Raw genomic sequence first — 16,397 nt, 5'->3', positions numbered from 1 at the left:
GAACAGGAAATGAACAATGGATGTTAGGAGATTTCAAGATAACCCATCAACCATTTTACATCTTGCCTGTTCTATTTTTTGTATTTTCCACCACAAAAAAACTTTTTATGAAGAAATTTTTAAGCGCCGCTTTGTTTAGTACGTTGTCGCTTTCTGCGTTTGCTCAGAATGAAATAAGTTACGTGGTTTCATTTCCAAATGCAATCCACCACGAAGCTGAAATTGCGATGAGCGTCGCCAATGTTCCCGCCGGAAATTTAACGGTTAGAATGAGCAGATCATCTCCTGGCAGATATGCCACACACGAATTTGGTAAAAACGTGTATCATTTTAAAGCTTTTGATCAGGGAGGAAAACCGCTAAAGATTAATCAAACAGCGGGTGATGTTTACGAAATTCCTTCACATGGAAAAGAAGTTAAAATTACTTACACGGTTTTTGGAAACTGGATTGATGGCACTTACTCAGGCTTTGATGAAACCCATGCCCATATGAATATCCCTGCAACTTTTGCTTTTCCTGTGGGGATGGATGCAAGACCGCGAACAGTGCAGTTTAAATACCCTGAAAAGCAAGGTTGGAAAGTGGCAACTCAGCTTAAACCAATAGGGAAAAATACTTTTTATGCCGCCAATCTTCAATATTTTATGGATAGCCCCATAGAAATTGCCAATTATAAAACGGCTAGATGGGACGTGAAAAACCATGATGGCAAAACGCAAACCATACATTTAATTGCCCACTCAAACGATACACAGGTGGCGATTGATAATTACGCTGGCATGTTGAAAAAAATGGTTGATGAACATTATGCTGTTTGGCGAGATTTTCCTACTTATGATTATGGCAACTATTACTTTCTGGAAGATGTATATCCTACCAACGCCGGCGATGGCATGGAGCATAGGAATTCTACTTCCATAGTGCAGCGTACTGAAAAAATTCAGGGATACGAATCCAGCTTATTGGGCACTTTTTCTCATGAATATTTTCACAGCTGGAATGTAGAGCGGTTGCGCCCTAAAACATTAGAACCATTTAACTTTGAGCATTCAAATATTAGTGATGAATTATGGCTTGCGGAAGGTTTTACGCAGTATTATGGTGGCTTGCTTTTAACCAGGGCAGGTTTAAAAACTGTTGATAATACTGCCCAGGCCTTTAATGGAATGGTAAATGCTGTGCTCAATTCCCCTGGAGCAAAAAACTTCTCCCCCATAGAAGCAAGCAGATATGCTGTTTTTGCCGACGCTGGTGTGGCGATTGATCAAACCAACAAGGGAAACATTTTCCTTTCCTATTATACTTATGGGGCCGCTACGGCTTTGGCGCTAGATCTTCGCTTGCGTTCGGAATTTAAACTTACCCTTGATGATTATATGCGGGCTTTATGGAAAGCTTATGGCAAACCAGAAATTCCATACACCACTCCCGATTTGGAAAAAACTCTTGCATCCCTAACCAAAAATGAAGTTTTTGCGAAGGATTTTTTTGGCAGATACATTTATGGCAAAGAGAAAAACGACTATGCAAAGTTGCTGTTAAATGCAGGATTTGTTTTACGTAAAGCAAAGCCCGGGCAGGCTTACACAGGTTTCGGCAACTTTAATCCGACAGATAGCAAAATAACGGTGATGCAAACATTGCAGGGAACACCTGCTTATCAGGCAGGTTTAGATGTGGGCGATATCATTTTGAGCATAGACGGACAAAATGTAACGGATGCATCTGTTGTTGACAATATCACAAAATCGCATAAGCCAGGAGATGTGGTAGAAATTAATTATCAGTATCGCGGCGAAAATAAAACAACGAAGTTAACATTTGCCGAAAACCCAGCTTTAGAAATCGTTTCGATAGAGAAAACTGGTGCAACATTAACTCCCCGAATGCAAAATTTCAGAGATAATTGGTTAAACTCGCAGGTGAATTCTAAACAGAAATAATAAGATGAAGAAAATATTCCTTTTTACTCTTGCTGCTATGGCAGGTCTGCAGCTTCAGGCGCAAAACATTGATAAAATAATTACCAGAGAATACACTGATCATTTAATCAAAACTTTAAGTGGTGATGAAATGCAAGGTCGCGGCACTTTTACGCCTGGAATAGATAAGGCAGCTATGTTTATCGAATCGGAATTCAAAAAAATTGGCTTACAACCTTTAGCTAGTGAAAAAGGTTTCCGTCAGACTTTTTATAAATACCAGGTAGCCAATGTGAGCAAGAGCATCAAAATAGATGGCAGCGAAATTTCCCCTGAGAATGTGATTCTGGCCGGTGCCAATGAAGAAAATATTACCCTCAATAAATCAAACGCTACAGTTGTGGTTTTGGATCCGGAAAAGCCGTTCGTAAATCAGTTTAGGACTATGTTGTCTGCTGGCAAAAATCAAATCATTTTAGTCGATGATAAGTTTGCTGAAAACTTCAAGCGCTATAAAGCTTACTTTGATAAACCGACAACTTTGGATGAAAAAGATATGGGAGCCGGCAAATCTGCTGTTCAGGTTTTTGTATTGGGCGCTAAAAAAGCCGATGAGTTTACCGTAGAGTTGAAAGGGAAGGTAAATAAAATGGCTTTGTTTAACGTAGCCGGTATGATTCCAGGTAAATCAAAAGCAAAAGAGCTCGTTGTTTTCTCTGGTCATTATGATCATTTAGGTGTGATTAAAACAGTAAACGGCGATAGTATAGCAAATGGTGCCGATGATGATGCATCAGGAACAACAGCGATGATTGCCTTGGCTAAATATTACAAAGCACAAAAAAATAATGAGCGTACATTGATTTTTGTGGCTTTTACCGCAGAAGAAATCGGAGGTTTTGGAGCCAAGTATTTTTCAAGCAAATTAAATCCCGATGAAGTTGTAGCCATGTTCAACATCGAAATGATCGGTAAAGATTCGAAATTCGGAAAAAACACCGCTTTCATTACCGGTTACGATAAATCTGATTTTGGAAAAATTCTGCAAAAGAACTTAGCAGGAACAGAATTTACTTTCCACCCTGATCCTTACACGGAACAAAATTTATTTTACAGAAGCGATAATGCAACATTAGCTGCTTTAGGTGTTCCGGCGCACACCATCAGTACCGATCAAATTGATGTAGATAAATTTTACCACACGGTTAAGGATGAATACAGCACTTTGGATGTAGAAAATATTCTTTCAACTATCAAAGCAATCGCCAAGAGTGCTACTTCCATTGTAAACGGAACGGATGCGCCAACAAGGATTCCAAAGTTGAAACAGTAGGATATAAAACCGTCCTTTCGACCGAAGTGCCAAAATCTTTGAAACAAGGAAGGCCACAGATTTGCAGATAATGATTAGAATCTGTAAAACTGTGGCTTTCTTGTTTATATCGAAAAAATCTAAAACCGATACTCCATCACATAATCATCCATGAAGTAGCCTCCTCCGATATCTAATTTTACAGATTCTTTGATGCTAAACCCTCCTTTTAAATAGAAGTCTTTTGCCTTGTTATGTTTGTTTACATTGAGTTCAAGTGCAGATCCGCCGGCATCTTTTACCTGATTAAAAACCTCGTTAATCAAGATTTTACCAACTCCCTTTCCGTGTGCCGAGGGTAGAACATACAACTTGTGTAATTTATAAATTCGTTTTTCATGATCAATAATCGAGTAGCCTGCAAAACCAAATTGATTCTCGTTATCTTCCGCAATGATAAAAATGTGGCCCTCCAATAATTGTCCGAGTAGCTCCCCTTTACTATACATTTTCTCGAGCATGTAATCGATTTGTTCTTGCCCTATAATGTCAAGATAGGTTGATGGCCAGGTGTCAGCGGCAATAGCTCTGATCACCTCAATATCTTGTTCTTTGGCCTTTCTTAGCGTAATCATATCGGCTCACTAATAAAAATGGGTTGTCCTGAAAAGGAAAACTCCACAAATCCATCATTTACTACTTCAAAAACCTCTTCTTCATTCTGCATGAGATTAGTAACTTCAAGGTATCGGTTTCCATGGATGAGAAACTGACTTCCGGCCGGTTTCCAAACAGAAAAGCCAGATTTGATAGGATAATGCTTTGCTCTTTCAGTAAAAACAACAATGTTAATCTTATCTTCAAAACCAGCAAATTTCTCCAGATCGAACTTCCTAGTAATTACATTTACGGCCGGGTATCTTTGTTCATAAAGAAAATTGATGGCTACCATCAGTGCATCAACAGGGCCTTGTACAATCCTTGTATCTTCCTGCACATCTTGATTGCTTCCATTAACCAAAACATCTACTTTCAACCCCAACGAAACGATTTTATCGTAATTTTCGCCGTTGACCAAAAGTGTCGGGCTCCATTCTAAAAGCTGGCCTAAAAGTTCTTCATTAAAATCGCCAAGCTCATCAATATATAAGGCGGGCTCTTGTTTTTCTTTTACAATGTGATGTGAGGACATGTTGCGAAGATAAGCTAATTTCAGATTTTAGAATGACGATTTCAGATTTTTTGGGTTTGCTCAATTTCTTAAAAATTCCCTTATCGATTGTATGGAAATTCATTTATCCAATGAAATCCTCGATTAGGTAAAATGATATTTTTAGGGTTGTATTTTTTTAGCGTAACTGACAGTGAATCTTGATCTTTCAGTCCCTTAAAAATCAAAGTGCTATCATTTTTAAAAACGTAGTGAAACTTATATTGAGTCGATTCAGTGTTTTTAGAATTAATTTCTATTTGCTTTTTCTTTATATCTACAGTGCTATTGAAATACGCTTTGTTGTCATCCATTGTTTTAATACTTATGTATTCTTTCCAATCAACAACCACTTGTTTCCACCTGTTTTGATCAGCATGCTGAGGAAGAATGTCTTTACCATTTAGAATATACTTTTCTACATTATAAATGCCATATAACGGTGGCTTTGGAGCCAATGTGCCATAAGTGTATTGCTGGGTAAAGGCATTGGTCACCATTAACCCAACCGTCCACACAATAAATAAGTATTTAAAAGACCTAAAAGCAACGAGCTGCCATCTTTTTTTAAATACAGGAATTTGTAATGGTAATAATTGCTGTGGTTGGTAGGTTAAGAAAAAACGCAAGATGGTAACAATGTACGGTGCTAAAATAAATAAGCACATAACGACCAACGCTGTAGACAATATTTTAACGGGTACATCGAAAAAGTAGTTCATGGCCATTACATGAACACTCGCGGCAAGCGATAAAAATGCTCCAATAACCATTGTCCTTTTAAAAAGAAGTAGTACAGAAAGCACTTCGATGAATCCCATAAACATGTTATAGCCTTTAGAAAAACCAAGGAATGTCCAAGCTAGCCCCATTGGTGACATTTCTCCTAGTGGCGTTAATAACCGCGATAAACTTGGTTGAGGAAATTGCAGTTGAACCACCTTAATAGAACCATAAAGCATTAATGTAAAGGCCAAATAAAAACGAACCAAAACAATAAGCCAGTAATATAGTTTAATGTAGTTTCTTCTTTTTCTATCTAAAATTGACCAAATTAAACTACCGAAGACTGCCAATAGAAAAATAAAAAGCAGCAAAACATAATTATATGATGTATCGCCACTTCCATTTGTAAATATAGAAAAGTCGTAATTATACTTTAAAACATTTACCGAAAACCAGGGGATAATTTGATGCAACCACAAAGTTGGAAAATGGAAAAGATGCTGTACGTACAAAAATGTACCATTATTATTTAGAAAAATAAACAAGGCAAAAAAAATGAAAGAAAAGCGGAAGGAAATCTTTTTAGCTAGACTCCATGGCGGCAAATGAGAGATTAAGTGCATGTTTTTAGATTTGGACGAACCCAAATTTAACATTTACCCCCGCTAATAAAAAGTTAGGAATGGTTAAGTTCTGTTAAATTTTTACTGCTTCATAAAAATCTTGGTAAGCCTGAATGAAATCATCTGCGGAGTAAATCGATTCAGAAACTGCTATGCCAAAAATTCCAGTTTGCATTAGCGGTTCTACATCATAAATTTTAATCCCGCCAGCGGCCAAAACAGGAATATTAATATTTAAATCTTTAAGTTGATTTATTGAATTTAAATAGCCATCAATACCTAAAATATTCAAACTATTCGTGTTGGTTGCACCTGCAGAGAATGGACCTAAGCAAACGTAATCAAATCCTTGCTCTGTCAAACGAATTACCTCTTCTACGTTATTTGCTGAGCCTCCTAAGGTAATATCGTCACCTACTAATTTTCGCAAAGCGATGGAATCAGCATTGCTATCTTCGATGTGGAAACCCTGAATATCTGCCTTTCCATTGAGGTAAATGTGATTGGTAACGATGAGTGTGGTTCCCCAATCATCGCAGATTTCTGCAATCACATTGATATCGTTTAAAAGTTCCTCCTCGTTTTTACTTAAACAGCGGTATTGAATCCACTTTGCACCGGCCTCGCAAGCCAGTTGCACTTGCTCGATGTGAGATAAATCAAGAATCTCGTGGGTAATATATTGAAGTTTCTCGATGTATTTCATGTTATATGCAAGTGTTAAATAAGGTTTGACAACTTTCTTTCTATGGCTGTAAAAGTAAAGTTGTCAAAACTTCAAACGAATGTATTAAAACTTCACGTTTAAACTCAATAAAAAGTTGCGGGTTGCTTGTGGATAATAATAATTCGACCTGCTTAAATCGCCAGCGTATAAATAGGGATAGGTACCGCCATTACTTTCATATAAAGTGCTGAACACATTGTTGATGAGTAAGCTTAGCCCTACATTTTTTATTCCGGCCAAAGGGGTATTATACATTAAACGAACATCATTTACAAAAAAGCTGGAAAGAATGCGTGAATCGGCGGAGGTGTTGTCCAGATTTTGCTTGCCCACATATTTGCTTAAAAAAGCAATGCTTGCATTTGGTAAAACGGTATAATTAATCTCGCTTGATGCGATAATTGACGGCGAGAAAGCGATATTGGTATTGTTATAACTAAAAGTAGTTAAATCGCCGTTGGCGTCATCGTAAATAAATTCTGTAAATTCCTTAATTTTGTTTCTACTCAACGTTGCGGTTACAGCCCATGATAATTTCTTGAAAATTTGCCATTTGCCATCCACTTCAATCCCTGCCCTGTAGCTATCAGGAACATTCTGGCGGGTTTGGCCTCCAACATCATTTAGTTTTCCGGTATTGATTAGCTGATCTTTATAGAACATGGCAAAACCATTTATGCCAACACTAAAATTAGAAAATTGCGTACGGTAACCCGCTTCAATATCTGTTAGGTTTTCTGGTTTTGGGCGACTGTTGATATTAGAATCTGTAAAATCTCTCCGGTTTGGCTCCTTGTTCCCAACAGCAACTGATGCATAGGCATTGCTTTTGTCGTTAAAATTATAAGTGATTCCAGCCTTTGGATTGAAAAAATCCAAGGTTGCATTTTGCTGAGCCGGATCACCATTTGGATCTATACCAAAATAAGAATAATAGACTCTTCTATATTGCAGATCGCCAAAAAGATTAAACTTTCCAAGCTGATAATTCGCTCTGCCGAAAACATTGAAGTCTGTTTTAAAGGCGTCATTATCATTATACCGGTGGCGGATGGATTCCGTGCCATCGTAGTTGGCAAATTGTGCCCAAATTACCTCATCAAAATGCCGGCCTTTATATTCATTGTAAGCGCCACCTAAAACAAAATTCAGGTCGTTTTTTGGTGTATAATTTAGGGAGTAGGTTACGCCATAAAAATCATTATCCAACCACAAACGGCGAACTAAATCGGATGTGTTTTGTATGATACCACCTAAAACTACAGGAGGAATTCCATAATCTTCGAGGTTCCGGTCTTCTTTATATTCTTCATAATAACCCCGTCCGTAAGTATAATGCAAGGCAGCATTGGCTACCAGCTGGCTGGTTATATTTCTGGTATAGAATAACTGATAATGATCTTGCTGATAATTATCGGTTTGATTGTCGTAGGTAAAATCGTTGTGTCTGCGGTTGGTAAGCAGCATTTCTTGGCTTATCCCATTCCAGGCCTGGTAAGTTTTTTCTGTTCCACTGAACACGTTGGCACGAAGGATATCTTTTTTGCCGTAATAAGCGCCGGAAACAAAAAATGATTTTAGGTTGGACGATGCACGATCTACATAACCGTCAGACTTTATTCGTGATAAACGGCCATCAAAAGTAAACTTGTTTGCAATTAAGCCAGAGCCTAGACTCACCGTATTTTTCCAGGTATCGTAAGAGCCGTAAGTATTGTTGAGTTCGGCATAAGCAGAATCCCGGCGTGTAGTAGTTTGAATATTTAAACTCCCGCCAAAAGCGCCCGCACCATTTGTAGAGGTACCCACACCACGCTGAATTTGGATGTTATCAACTGATGAAGCCAAATCGGGTAGATTGATAAAAAAACTTCCCTGACTTTCTGCATCGTTTAGAGGGATGCCGTTAAGCGTAACGTTGATACGTGTAGCATCACTACCCCTGATGCGAAGGCCGGTATAACCTACACCAGCGCCGGCATCGGAAGTTACCACAACTGAAGGGGTCTGGTTTAATAAATAAGGTAAATCCTGGCCCAGATTATTTTTCGCCAGCTCCGCTTTGTCCAAGTTTCTAAAGGTTGTAGCCGAGTTTTTCGATGCCCTGGTGGCACTAACTACAACATCGTCTGCCAGAAAGTTTTGCTGAACCAGCGCAAAGTTTAAGTTAGCATCTCCATTTAAATTTAACGTTTTTTCCTGCGTTCTGTAACCTACATAACTGACCACAATGGTGTAACTTCCGCCAGCTAAATTGGCTAAAGTGTAGTTCCCATTGGCATCGCTCAGTACCGCCGTTCGTTGATTTTTAATTTTAATGGTTGCGCCAGGCAAGGCGTTTTGATTGTTGTCGGTAACTTTTCCGGTAACCGAATTTTGTGCCAATGAAAATAAAGGCAGAATGGCAACAAGCGCTGCAAAAAGTAAATTTTTCAATGTTTTTGTTTTTAGTTAAACCCATCGGAAATAGGGGTACTCCCGATTTCAGTTAAACTTCCATAACTCCAATCCCTACGCCGGCATTACCCGGATCAGGTGCATTCAAGTTTAAAGTTGACAATTCAAAGTTGAAAGTTTGATGGTTGACCAAACTTTTTACTTTTTATCTTTCACTTTTTACTTAAAATGGGTATGATCTCAGCCCGTTTTTGTGTTTATAACAAACAAGGCACCCCTAATGATGGGGCAAATGTAGAAAATATATTCAAAGATTTATCTCTTTTACTTTTTTAGAAAAGCAATTTCGGTGCATTATAGAAATTTGCAGTCCCGCTTACATTACAATCTTTTTATATCAAGTTCCTAACCCTATTTAAGATTTCGCTAAAGGGTTAGCATTTTGAAAAATATAAAAAGGATTTTCCTTTTTAATCGGGTTTATTTTAACCTAGAGTTGTGCTGCTAGGTTGTCACCTAAACCCGACCCTAGCGAGATGCCCACAACTTTTTCATTGTGGCAGAAGCGGGGGCGGGAACAATTTTCCCTAGAATCGCTGCCATTGCTTTCCAAATTATAAAGCTAAAAATTGATCTACTGCTGCAATAGCATGCTGTATTCGGACATCACTCAAACCACTAATCACTTTATAGTTAGCATTTAAAGCCTTTAGTTCCTTGTGCCAAACTTCCATAAAATATTCCCGTTGATTCGGAAAATCGCGCAGGGGGTCATCCTGCCAGGGTAAATCGATGTCCATTAGCAGATAAAGATCATATGGTCTTTTCGGTAAAGCATCCAGAACCAATTGTGGCGTTTCGCCAAGCATTTCATCGCTCCAGATTTTTACCGTTACAAATGTGGTGTCACAGATAATAAACTCACTTTCTGTTGTAACTAAAATCGCGTCTTCCAAAGCTACCTGACCGTAATACATGTTTACCTCATCTTGTAAAGTGTAAGGCGCAGTTAAATTTTCGCAGTAGTAGCGGGCATATTCTGGTACCCAAGATACTTTATAATATTTTGCAAGCACTTGCGACATGGTTGATTTTCCTGTGCTTTCAGGTCCTACAATGGCAATTTTTCTTATCGATCGACTCACATTAAATTTTTTTACAATCAAATCAAATGTAAAAGAAAATGGCTGAAAAGAAAAAATCCGGTTGAGGAGGGCTCCTCTAACCGGATAATAAACCAAACAAACTATTTATGAAGAAATCCTCATTGCGGTTAACTACTCCGCGGAGGAAGCTTTAGATCTTTTTCTAAAGTATATACAAAACGCCTATATGTTCTGCTTATTACAACATTATTGCCAATTTTTTCAATACCAGGGTTTCATGACGAAAACATGACTTCGTGTGTGTTTAACACTATAGATATGTTACATTCTAATCAGGTTTTAACGCTTTGTTAACTTCTGCAAACAGTAAAATTCTGAACGATGTACAAAAATTCAGACAAGAATAGTACAATATTGTCTACTGCGGTAATTCTGCGACAAACAATTTTTGCATGAGATATGTTTAATGAGGAATATCTGGATTCTAACTATTAAAATGTATCAAAATGAAAAAGCTAGGGGTTTTTTTAATCGCATTAATGGTATCGACTGTTTTCTTTTTTGCTTTTGCGCTCATTAAACAAGGAGGAATAGTTGGGCGGATCAATCCAACCGAGGCAGTTGCTGATATTTCACTGGTTGCCGGAACAGATACGGTTAAGGCGCAGTTTAGTCAAGGTGCTTTTACCTTTACTAATTTAAAGGAAGGCGTTTATACCGTATGGATTAAAGCCAATGCACCTTATAAAGATGCATTGATAGAAAAGGTAGCCGTAAAAGATAGTGCAACAACTGATTTGGGCGAAATTAAATTGCAGCAATAATGAAGATTTCGGAAGAATAATTTTAAAAAGAGGAGCTTGTAAACTCCTCTTTTTTATTTTAAAAAAGTGATTTAAAAACGATACGAAAAACCTATCTTTGCATCCCGACAGAACAGTTGGGATTTTCCTCTTCAAAAAGCAAAACACCTCCTTGCTTCTTCAGCCTTAACAGGTTAAAAAACTTTAGAATTTTAATTATTGTATTAAACTTTATCATGCCTAAAGACACTTCCATAAGCTCAGTATTAATTATCGGATCGGGACCAATTATTATTGGCCAGGCCTGTGAATTTGATTACTCGGGTTCTCAAGCGGCACTTTCTTTGAAAGAAGAAGGAATTACCGTTTCGATCATCAACTCAAATCCGGCAACTATCATGACGGATAAAGTTATCGGCGACCACGTTTATCTTCGCCCTTTATCTGTTGATTCAATTGAAGTTATTCTTCAAGAACACATTGATTCGCCAGATTTACCAAGAATTGATGCAGTATTGCCAACTATGGGCGGTCAAACTGCGTTGAACTTATGCGTAGAAGCTTCTGAGCGGGGTGTTTGGGAAAAATATGGCGTTAAAGTGATCGGTGTTGATGTAGCAGCCATTGAAAAAACAGAAAATCGTGAGGCCTTCCGCCAGTTAATGGTTGATATAGGTGTAGGCGTAGCGCCATCGAAAATTGCCAATTCATTTTTAGAAGGTAAAGAAGCGGCTCAAGAAATCGGTTTTCCATTGGTAATTCGCCCATCATATACTTTGGGTGGTTCTGGTGGTGGTTTTGTTCATAAAAAAGAAGAATTTGATGCCGCACTTAAACGCGGTTTAGAAGCTTCGCCAACTCACGAAGTTTTAGTAGAACAAGCCGTTTTAGGTTGGAAAGAATACGAATTAGAGTTACTAAGAGACAGCAATGATAATGTAATTATCATCTGTTCGATTGAGAACTTCGACCCAATGGGTATTCATACCGGCGATTCTATTACGGTTGCACCAGCAATGACATTATCTGATCGTTGTTACCAGGATATGCGTAACCAGGCGATTAAAATGATGCGAGCCATCGGAACTTTTGCCGGCGGTTGTAACGTTCAGTTCTCGGTTAATCCTGCAAATGATGACATTATTGCCATCGAAATTAATCCACGTGTATCCCGCTCATCAGCGCTAGCAAGTAAGGCCACTGGTTATCCAATCGCTAAAATTGCAGCAAAATTAGCCATCGGTTACAACTTGGATGAAATCGAAAATCAGATTACAAAAACAACTTCAGCCTATTTCGAACCTACTTTAGATTACGTAATTGTTAAAATTCCTCGTTGGAATTTCGACAAGTTTAAAGGCGCTAACAAAGAATTAGGTTTACAAATGAAATCTGTAGGTGAGGTAATGGCTATCGGTCGTACCTTCATCGAAGCTTTACAAAAAGCTTGTCAGAGTTTAGAAATTGGCCGTGCTGGTTTAGGTGCCGATGGTCGCCAAAACCGCAACATTAACGAAATTATGGACGGTTTGGAGCATGCTTCATGGAACCGTTTGTTCTTAATAAAAGATGCCATGACAATGGGCGTGCCTTTGGAATCTATCCGTAAGGTAACGAAAATTGATAAGTGGTTTTTAAATCAAATTCAGGAGCTTGTTGCTTTAGAAGTTGAATTGAAACGTTACTCACTAAACAATATTCCTCGAGATTTCTTCTTCACGCTTAAAACCAAAGGCTTCTCTGATATTCAGATTGCATGGTTATTGGGTAATGTTACCGAAGATGAGGTTTACGACCGCCGTAAAGCTTTGGGCATAAACAGGGTGTATAAAATGGTGGATACTTGTGCGGCAGAATTCCCGGCAAAAACACCATACTATTATTCATCTTTCGATGAAGAAAATGAGTCTATTTCATCAGATCGCAAAAAAGTAATCGTATTAGGCTCGGGTCCAAATCGTATTGGCCAGGGTATTGAGTTCGATTACTCTTGTGTACACGGTTTATTAGCAGCTAAAGAATCAGGTTTTGAAGCCATCATGGTTAACTGTAACCCTGAAACGGTTTCTACCGATTTTAACATGGCCGATAAATTATACTTCGAGCCGGTTTTCTGGGAACATGTTCGCGAGATTATCGAATTAGAAAAACCAGTGGGTGTTATCGTTCAGTTAGGTGGACAAACCGCTCTGAAAATGGCTGAAAAACTAACTGAAAAAGGAATCAAAATTATTGGAACCTCTTTTGAGAATATGGATATCGCCGAAGATCGTGGACGTTTCTCTGACTTGTTAAAAGAACTGGATATTCCTTATCCGAAATACGGTGTAGCAGAAAATGCTGAGGAGGCCATCGTTGTAGCAAACGAAGTGGGCTATCCGGTTTTGGTTCGTCCGAGTTATGTTTTAGGTGGACAAGGCATGAGCATCGTGATCAATGATGAAGACCTTGAAAAAGCAGTGGTGAAATTATTAGGCGATTTGCCGGGCAACCGTGTATTAATCGATCACTTTTTAGATAGAGCAGAAGAAGCAGAATCAGATTCAATTTCTGACGGTGATGACGTTCACATCGTAGGGATGATGGAACACATTGAGCCTGCAGGAATCCACTCCGGAGATTCATTCGCTGTTTTGCCAACTTTCAGCCTATCAGAAAAGGTAACGAAATCAATGGAAGAATACTCGATCAAAATTGCGAAAGCTTTAGATGTTCGTGGATTGTTAAACATTCAGTTCGCCATTAAAGATGAGAAAGTTTATGTAATCGAAGCAAATCCCAGAGCTTCACGTACAGTTCCTTTCATCGCGAAAGCTTACGACGTTCCTTACATTAATATTGCAGCTAAAATTATGTTAGGTGTGGCGAAACTGAAAGATTTCACCATCGAGCGTAAACTTAAAGGTTATGCAATTAAAGAACCGGTTTTCTCTTACGAGAAATTCCCGGAGGTGACGAAAGAGTTAGGTCCGGAAATGAAATCTACCGGTGAAGCGATCCGTTTCATTAAAGATTTGGAAGATCCTTACTTCCGCAAACTTTACAAAGATAAATCGATGTATTTGAGTAAATAATAGCGAAAGGGGCTGTATCATAAATCAATGTGATCAGTCCCTTTTTGGTTTAAAAGTGTCTACCATTCTTTGCTTAACATTTCCATTGCCTTATCAAGCAATTCATCCTTACCTTGTTTAATTCCATTTATAGTAGGATAAATTACCTCATCGATCTTTACACCAACTCTTTGTGTGGGTTTTCCATCAGGATAAAAAACACCAATGCCAGAAATCATGGTTTTCAATCCGCCTGGTAAAACAATGTCACTCACATTTCCGTCGGCACCCGCAGTGGTACTGCCAATTACTTTCACGTTGGGCGAACTTTGGAAAGCCATAGTTGTATATTCTGCCTGGCTCTGAGAAATAGCGTTTACAATTACGACAACTTTCCCATTATAATTATCAGACGATTTTTTACCGTTGGGAACTGTTGCCCCAAATGCAAATGAGCCAGGATAAGCGACGCTCCCCAGGGTAAATTTTACAAAAGGTGTAGATAAACCCTTAATATAGTTGCCAAAAGTGAAAGGCATAAATTCTGAAGGATAACAACGCATATCTATAATGATTCCCTTGGTGCTGGCAAAAAGTTTCTTGATATCAGGAAGCATTGCATTTTTATATTTGCCGGGAAAAACGTATCCCGTATTTTCATTAATGAGTTTAAACGGCTCCGCTTTTTCAAAGTCAGAATCCTTACCTCCACGGCCATATATTCTCATGGGTAAATCGTAACCAAACTGCTCACCATCGCGGTTTATCTTTAAATTCACATTTGCTTTATTCGCCCTGAAGATGTAATTGTTTGGTAGATCACGCAGTTGCGTATCATAATTTGAGGCAGGCGTAAATGGAAGGAATTCGTTAATAAGTAAACCGACATCTTTCCCGTTGATTGCTGTAACTATATCTCCTATTTTTAATTTACTTTTTACATCAAGTGTATCTTTATATAAATCAGTTATCACCAGTTTATTTTCTATAAAGGTTGTTTGCAACGGTGGTGCATATTTACCTTTAAAATTAGTAATCGCTGCGCTACCACCCCATAAATTTGCATGGGTATCATTTACGCAAGCAATTAATTTCAAGGCCGCTTTTCCATAGTCGAGCTCGTTTTTTGCATTTACAAACTCGGGTAAAGAAGTTTTTAATACCTGATTCCAGTCCTGGCCGATAACGTTTTTGTAAGGGAAAAAATAGTTAATCATTGACCAGTAACGGAAAAGCGATAATAAGCGATAGCCTGCATCTGGATAAGTCATTTTTGAATAAGGCTTTTCATTTTTGAAAATCGGATTGCCTATCCCTGGAGTCATCCCGATGTAATAACTATCGCCAGTGTTTCGGTTATCTCTTATAAAGCTGAGTTTACTTAATAGCGCCGGCTCTATTAAAGACTTGTCAAATAATGATCCGTAATCGGGCTTAATCTGGTAGTGCTCTTGGGCTATTTTTTTGCAGCTTTTACAAACATCAGGTATTGGGAGTTTAGTAAGGTAATTCTCCAATACAACATTTAGTTCTTTATTATTCTTAGCCTGTAAAACAGAAGGCAATAATCTAAAGAGTTCTGCGTCCCAGTTATAACCTCCTTGAGCAATAGCTGGATGGTGATATTTTAAAAAGCCCCAAAACTGCCCTGCAACTAATAAATTGGTTGATAGCTGATCGCTTAAATTGATTTCTTTTATGCCCGAACTGTTTGCAAATGCGGTGTCAAGATCGGCCTTAGCTACCATTATCTTTTTAAGTACTGCCTTGTTTATAGGCTTATTATCTATGAAAATCTCAAAATTATCAAACCAGGCTTTTCCTTCGCCAACCAGTAAACCGCCAATGTGTAAAGCCCTTACCTCTTTGCTATCATAATCAAGCTTGATGGTATATTGTTTCCAATCTTTAGTACCACTCACACCTCTGTCTTGCATATTATCAAAACCAATAGATTGAACGTTTTTATCATCAATTCTCATCCATAAGCCTGCGTATCCTTTATTTACATTTTCTGTCTTGATGTAACCTCTCAATTCTATGTTTTTACCTTCAAAATTCTGAGTAATCGGGTAGTCAATCACACCAAAATCAGCGCCAGTTCCTTTTTTTTCCAACAGGATGCTATACTTGCCATGATGCTTAGTAACGCTATCAAGTAGTGCAGGATAGGCGGTTTTTTGTGACGCAAAGAAGGAGAAAGACCATCCTTCTGGCATATGAGTGTTGTTCAGTTTCTCGAAACTGCCGTTGATTTGAAATTGTGAATGAATTTTGCAAGAGATAAGCAAGAGCGCAAATAGTAAGTAGTGTTTCATATTTAGATCCTTGTATTTTAGGATGATTAAGTAAATATAAACGCTTGAATTTATAATTGCTAAATCATTCTTGTTATTTTTTAGTCGGTTATTATATTATAAAACCAGGGTGTCAAAATGTTATCAACAGTCACCTTGTAGAGGGATGTTAATTTTTTTTATACCTTGATGCAACGTTTTAGAATCCCGCCTGTCTT

The 16,397-nt window shown here is 38.2% G+C and carries 11 protein-coding genes; 4 read left to right on the top strand and 7 right to left on the bottom strand.

Translation table 11 applies throughout. From position 1 onward, the window contains the following. Nucleotides 1-107 precede the first annotated feature (107 nt). A complete protein-coding gene (locus AC3ITD_RS17695; RefSeq protein ID WP_489361705.1) occupies nt 108-1,946 on the top strand; it encodes a M61 family metallopeptidase in 1,839 nt (612 codons plus the stop codon). Between the two features lie 4 nt (nt 1,947-1,950). Continuing rightward, nucleotides 1,951-3,258: a M20/M25/M40 family metallo-hydrolase gene (locus AC3ITD_RS17690; protein ID WP_265799616.1), complete on the top strand. Its 1,308-nt coding sequence runs from the start codon at nt 1,951-1,953 to the stop codon at nt 3,256-3,258. 119 nt (nt 3,259-3,377) lie between these two features. Here the strand turns inward: AC3ITD_RS17690 and AC3ITD_RS17685 are convergent, their stop codons facing one another. The 6 genes from AC3ITD_RS17685 to AC3ITD_RS17660 all read right to left on the bottom strand — a co-directional run bounded on the left by AC3ITD_RS17685 (nt 3,378) and on the right by AC3ITD_RS17660 (nt 10,065). Beyond that, nucleotides 3,378-3,872 carry a GNAT family N-acetyltransferase gene (locus AC3ITD_RS17685; RefSeq protein ID WP_489361702.1) on the bottom strand — a complete coding sequence of 165 codons (495 nt, stop codon included), beginning with the start codon at nt 3,870-3,872 and terminating at the stop codon, nt 3,378-3,380. After that, nucleotides 3,869-4,429, bottom strand: a complete 561-nt coding sequence (locus tag AC3ITD_RS17680) for a thiamine pyrophosphokinase (protein ID WP_489361700.1) — start codon at nt 4,427-4,429, stop codon at nt 3,869-3,871. The genes AC3ITD_RS17685 and AC3ITD_RS17680 overlap by 4 nt, the downstream gene beginning before the upstream one ends. 80 nt (nt 4,430-4,509) lie before the next feature. After that, on the bottom strand, nt 4,510-5,796 hold the full coding sequence (locus tag AC3ITD_RS17675; protein ID WP_489361698.1) for a hypothetical protein: 1,287 nt from the start codon (nt 5,794-5,796) through the stop codon (nt 4,510-4,512). Between the two features lie 73 nt (nt 5,797-5,869). Continuing rightward, nucleotides 5,870-6,502 carry a thiamine phosphate synthase gene (locus AC3ITD_RS17670; protein ID WP_265799620.1) on the bottom strand — a complete coding sequence of 211 codons (633 nt, stop codon included), beginning with the start codon at nt 6,500-6,502 and terminating at the stop codon, nt 5,870-5,872. 84 nt (nt 6,503-6,586) lie between these two features. After that, the gene (locus AC3ITD_RS17665) at nt 6,587-8,959 is read right to left on the bottom strand and encodes a TonB-dependent receptor (RefSeq protein WP_489361695.1); all 2,373 of its coding nucleotides are present in this window, start codon (nt 8,957-8,959) and stop codon (nt 6,587-6,589) included. 575 nt (nt 8,960-9,534) lie between these two features. Continuing rightward, nucleotides 9,535-10,065 carry an AAA family ATPase gene (locus AC3ITD_RS17660; protein WP_489361693.1) on the bottom strand — a complete coding sequence of 177 codons (531 nt, stop codon included), beginning with the start codon at nt 10,063-10,065 and terminating at the stop codon, nt 9,535-9,537. Between the two features lie 467 nt (nt 10,066-10,532). Between AC3ITD_RS17660 and AC3ITD_RS17655 the strand changes: the two genes are divergently transcribed. Together AC3ITD_RS17655 and carB are read left to right on the top strand one after the other, a co-directional pair. After that, nucleotides 10,533-10,850 (top strand): carboxypeptidase regulatory-like domain-containing protein, encoded by a 318-nt coding sequence (locus tag AC3ITD_RS17655; protein WP_265799623.1) that lies wholly within the window; start codon nt 10,533-10,535, stop codon nt 10,848-10,850. Nucleotides 10,851-11,065: 215 nt separating this feature from the next. Continuing rightward, complete coding sequence (gene carB / locus AC3ITD_RS17650) at nt 11,066-13,903, top strand: carbamoyl-phosphate synthase large subunit (protein WP_489361690.1); 2,838 nt, start codon at nt 11,066-11,068, stop codon at nt 13,901-13,903. A 59-nt stretch (nt 13,904-13,962) separates the two neighbouring features. Here the strand turns inward: carB and AC3ITD_RS17645 are convergent, their stop codons facing one another. Next, nucleotides 13,963-16,200 carry a S41 family peptidase gene (locus tag AC3ITD_RS17645; protein WP_489361688.1) on the bottom strand — a complete coding sequence of 746 codons (2,238 nt, stop codon included), beginning with the start codon at nt 16,198-16,200 and terminating at the stop codon, nt 13,963-13,965. Between the last annotated feature and the right edge of the window lie 197 nt (nt 16,201-16,397).

Source organism: Pedobacter sp. KH_004 (assembly GCF_057840755.1).
This window is presented reverse-complemented; position numbering and strand designations above follow the sequence as displayed.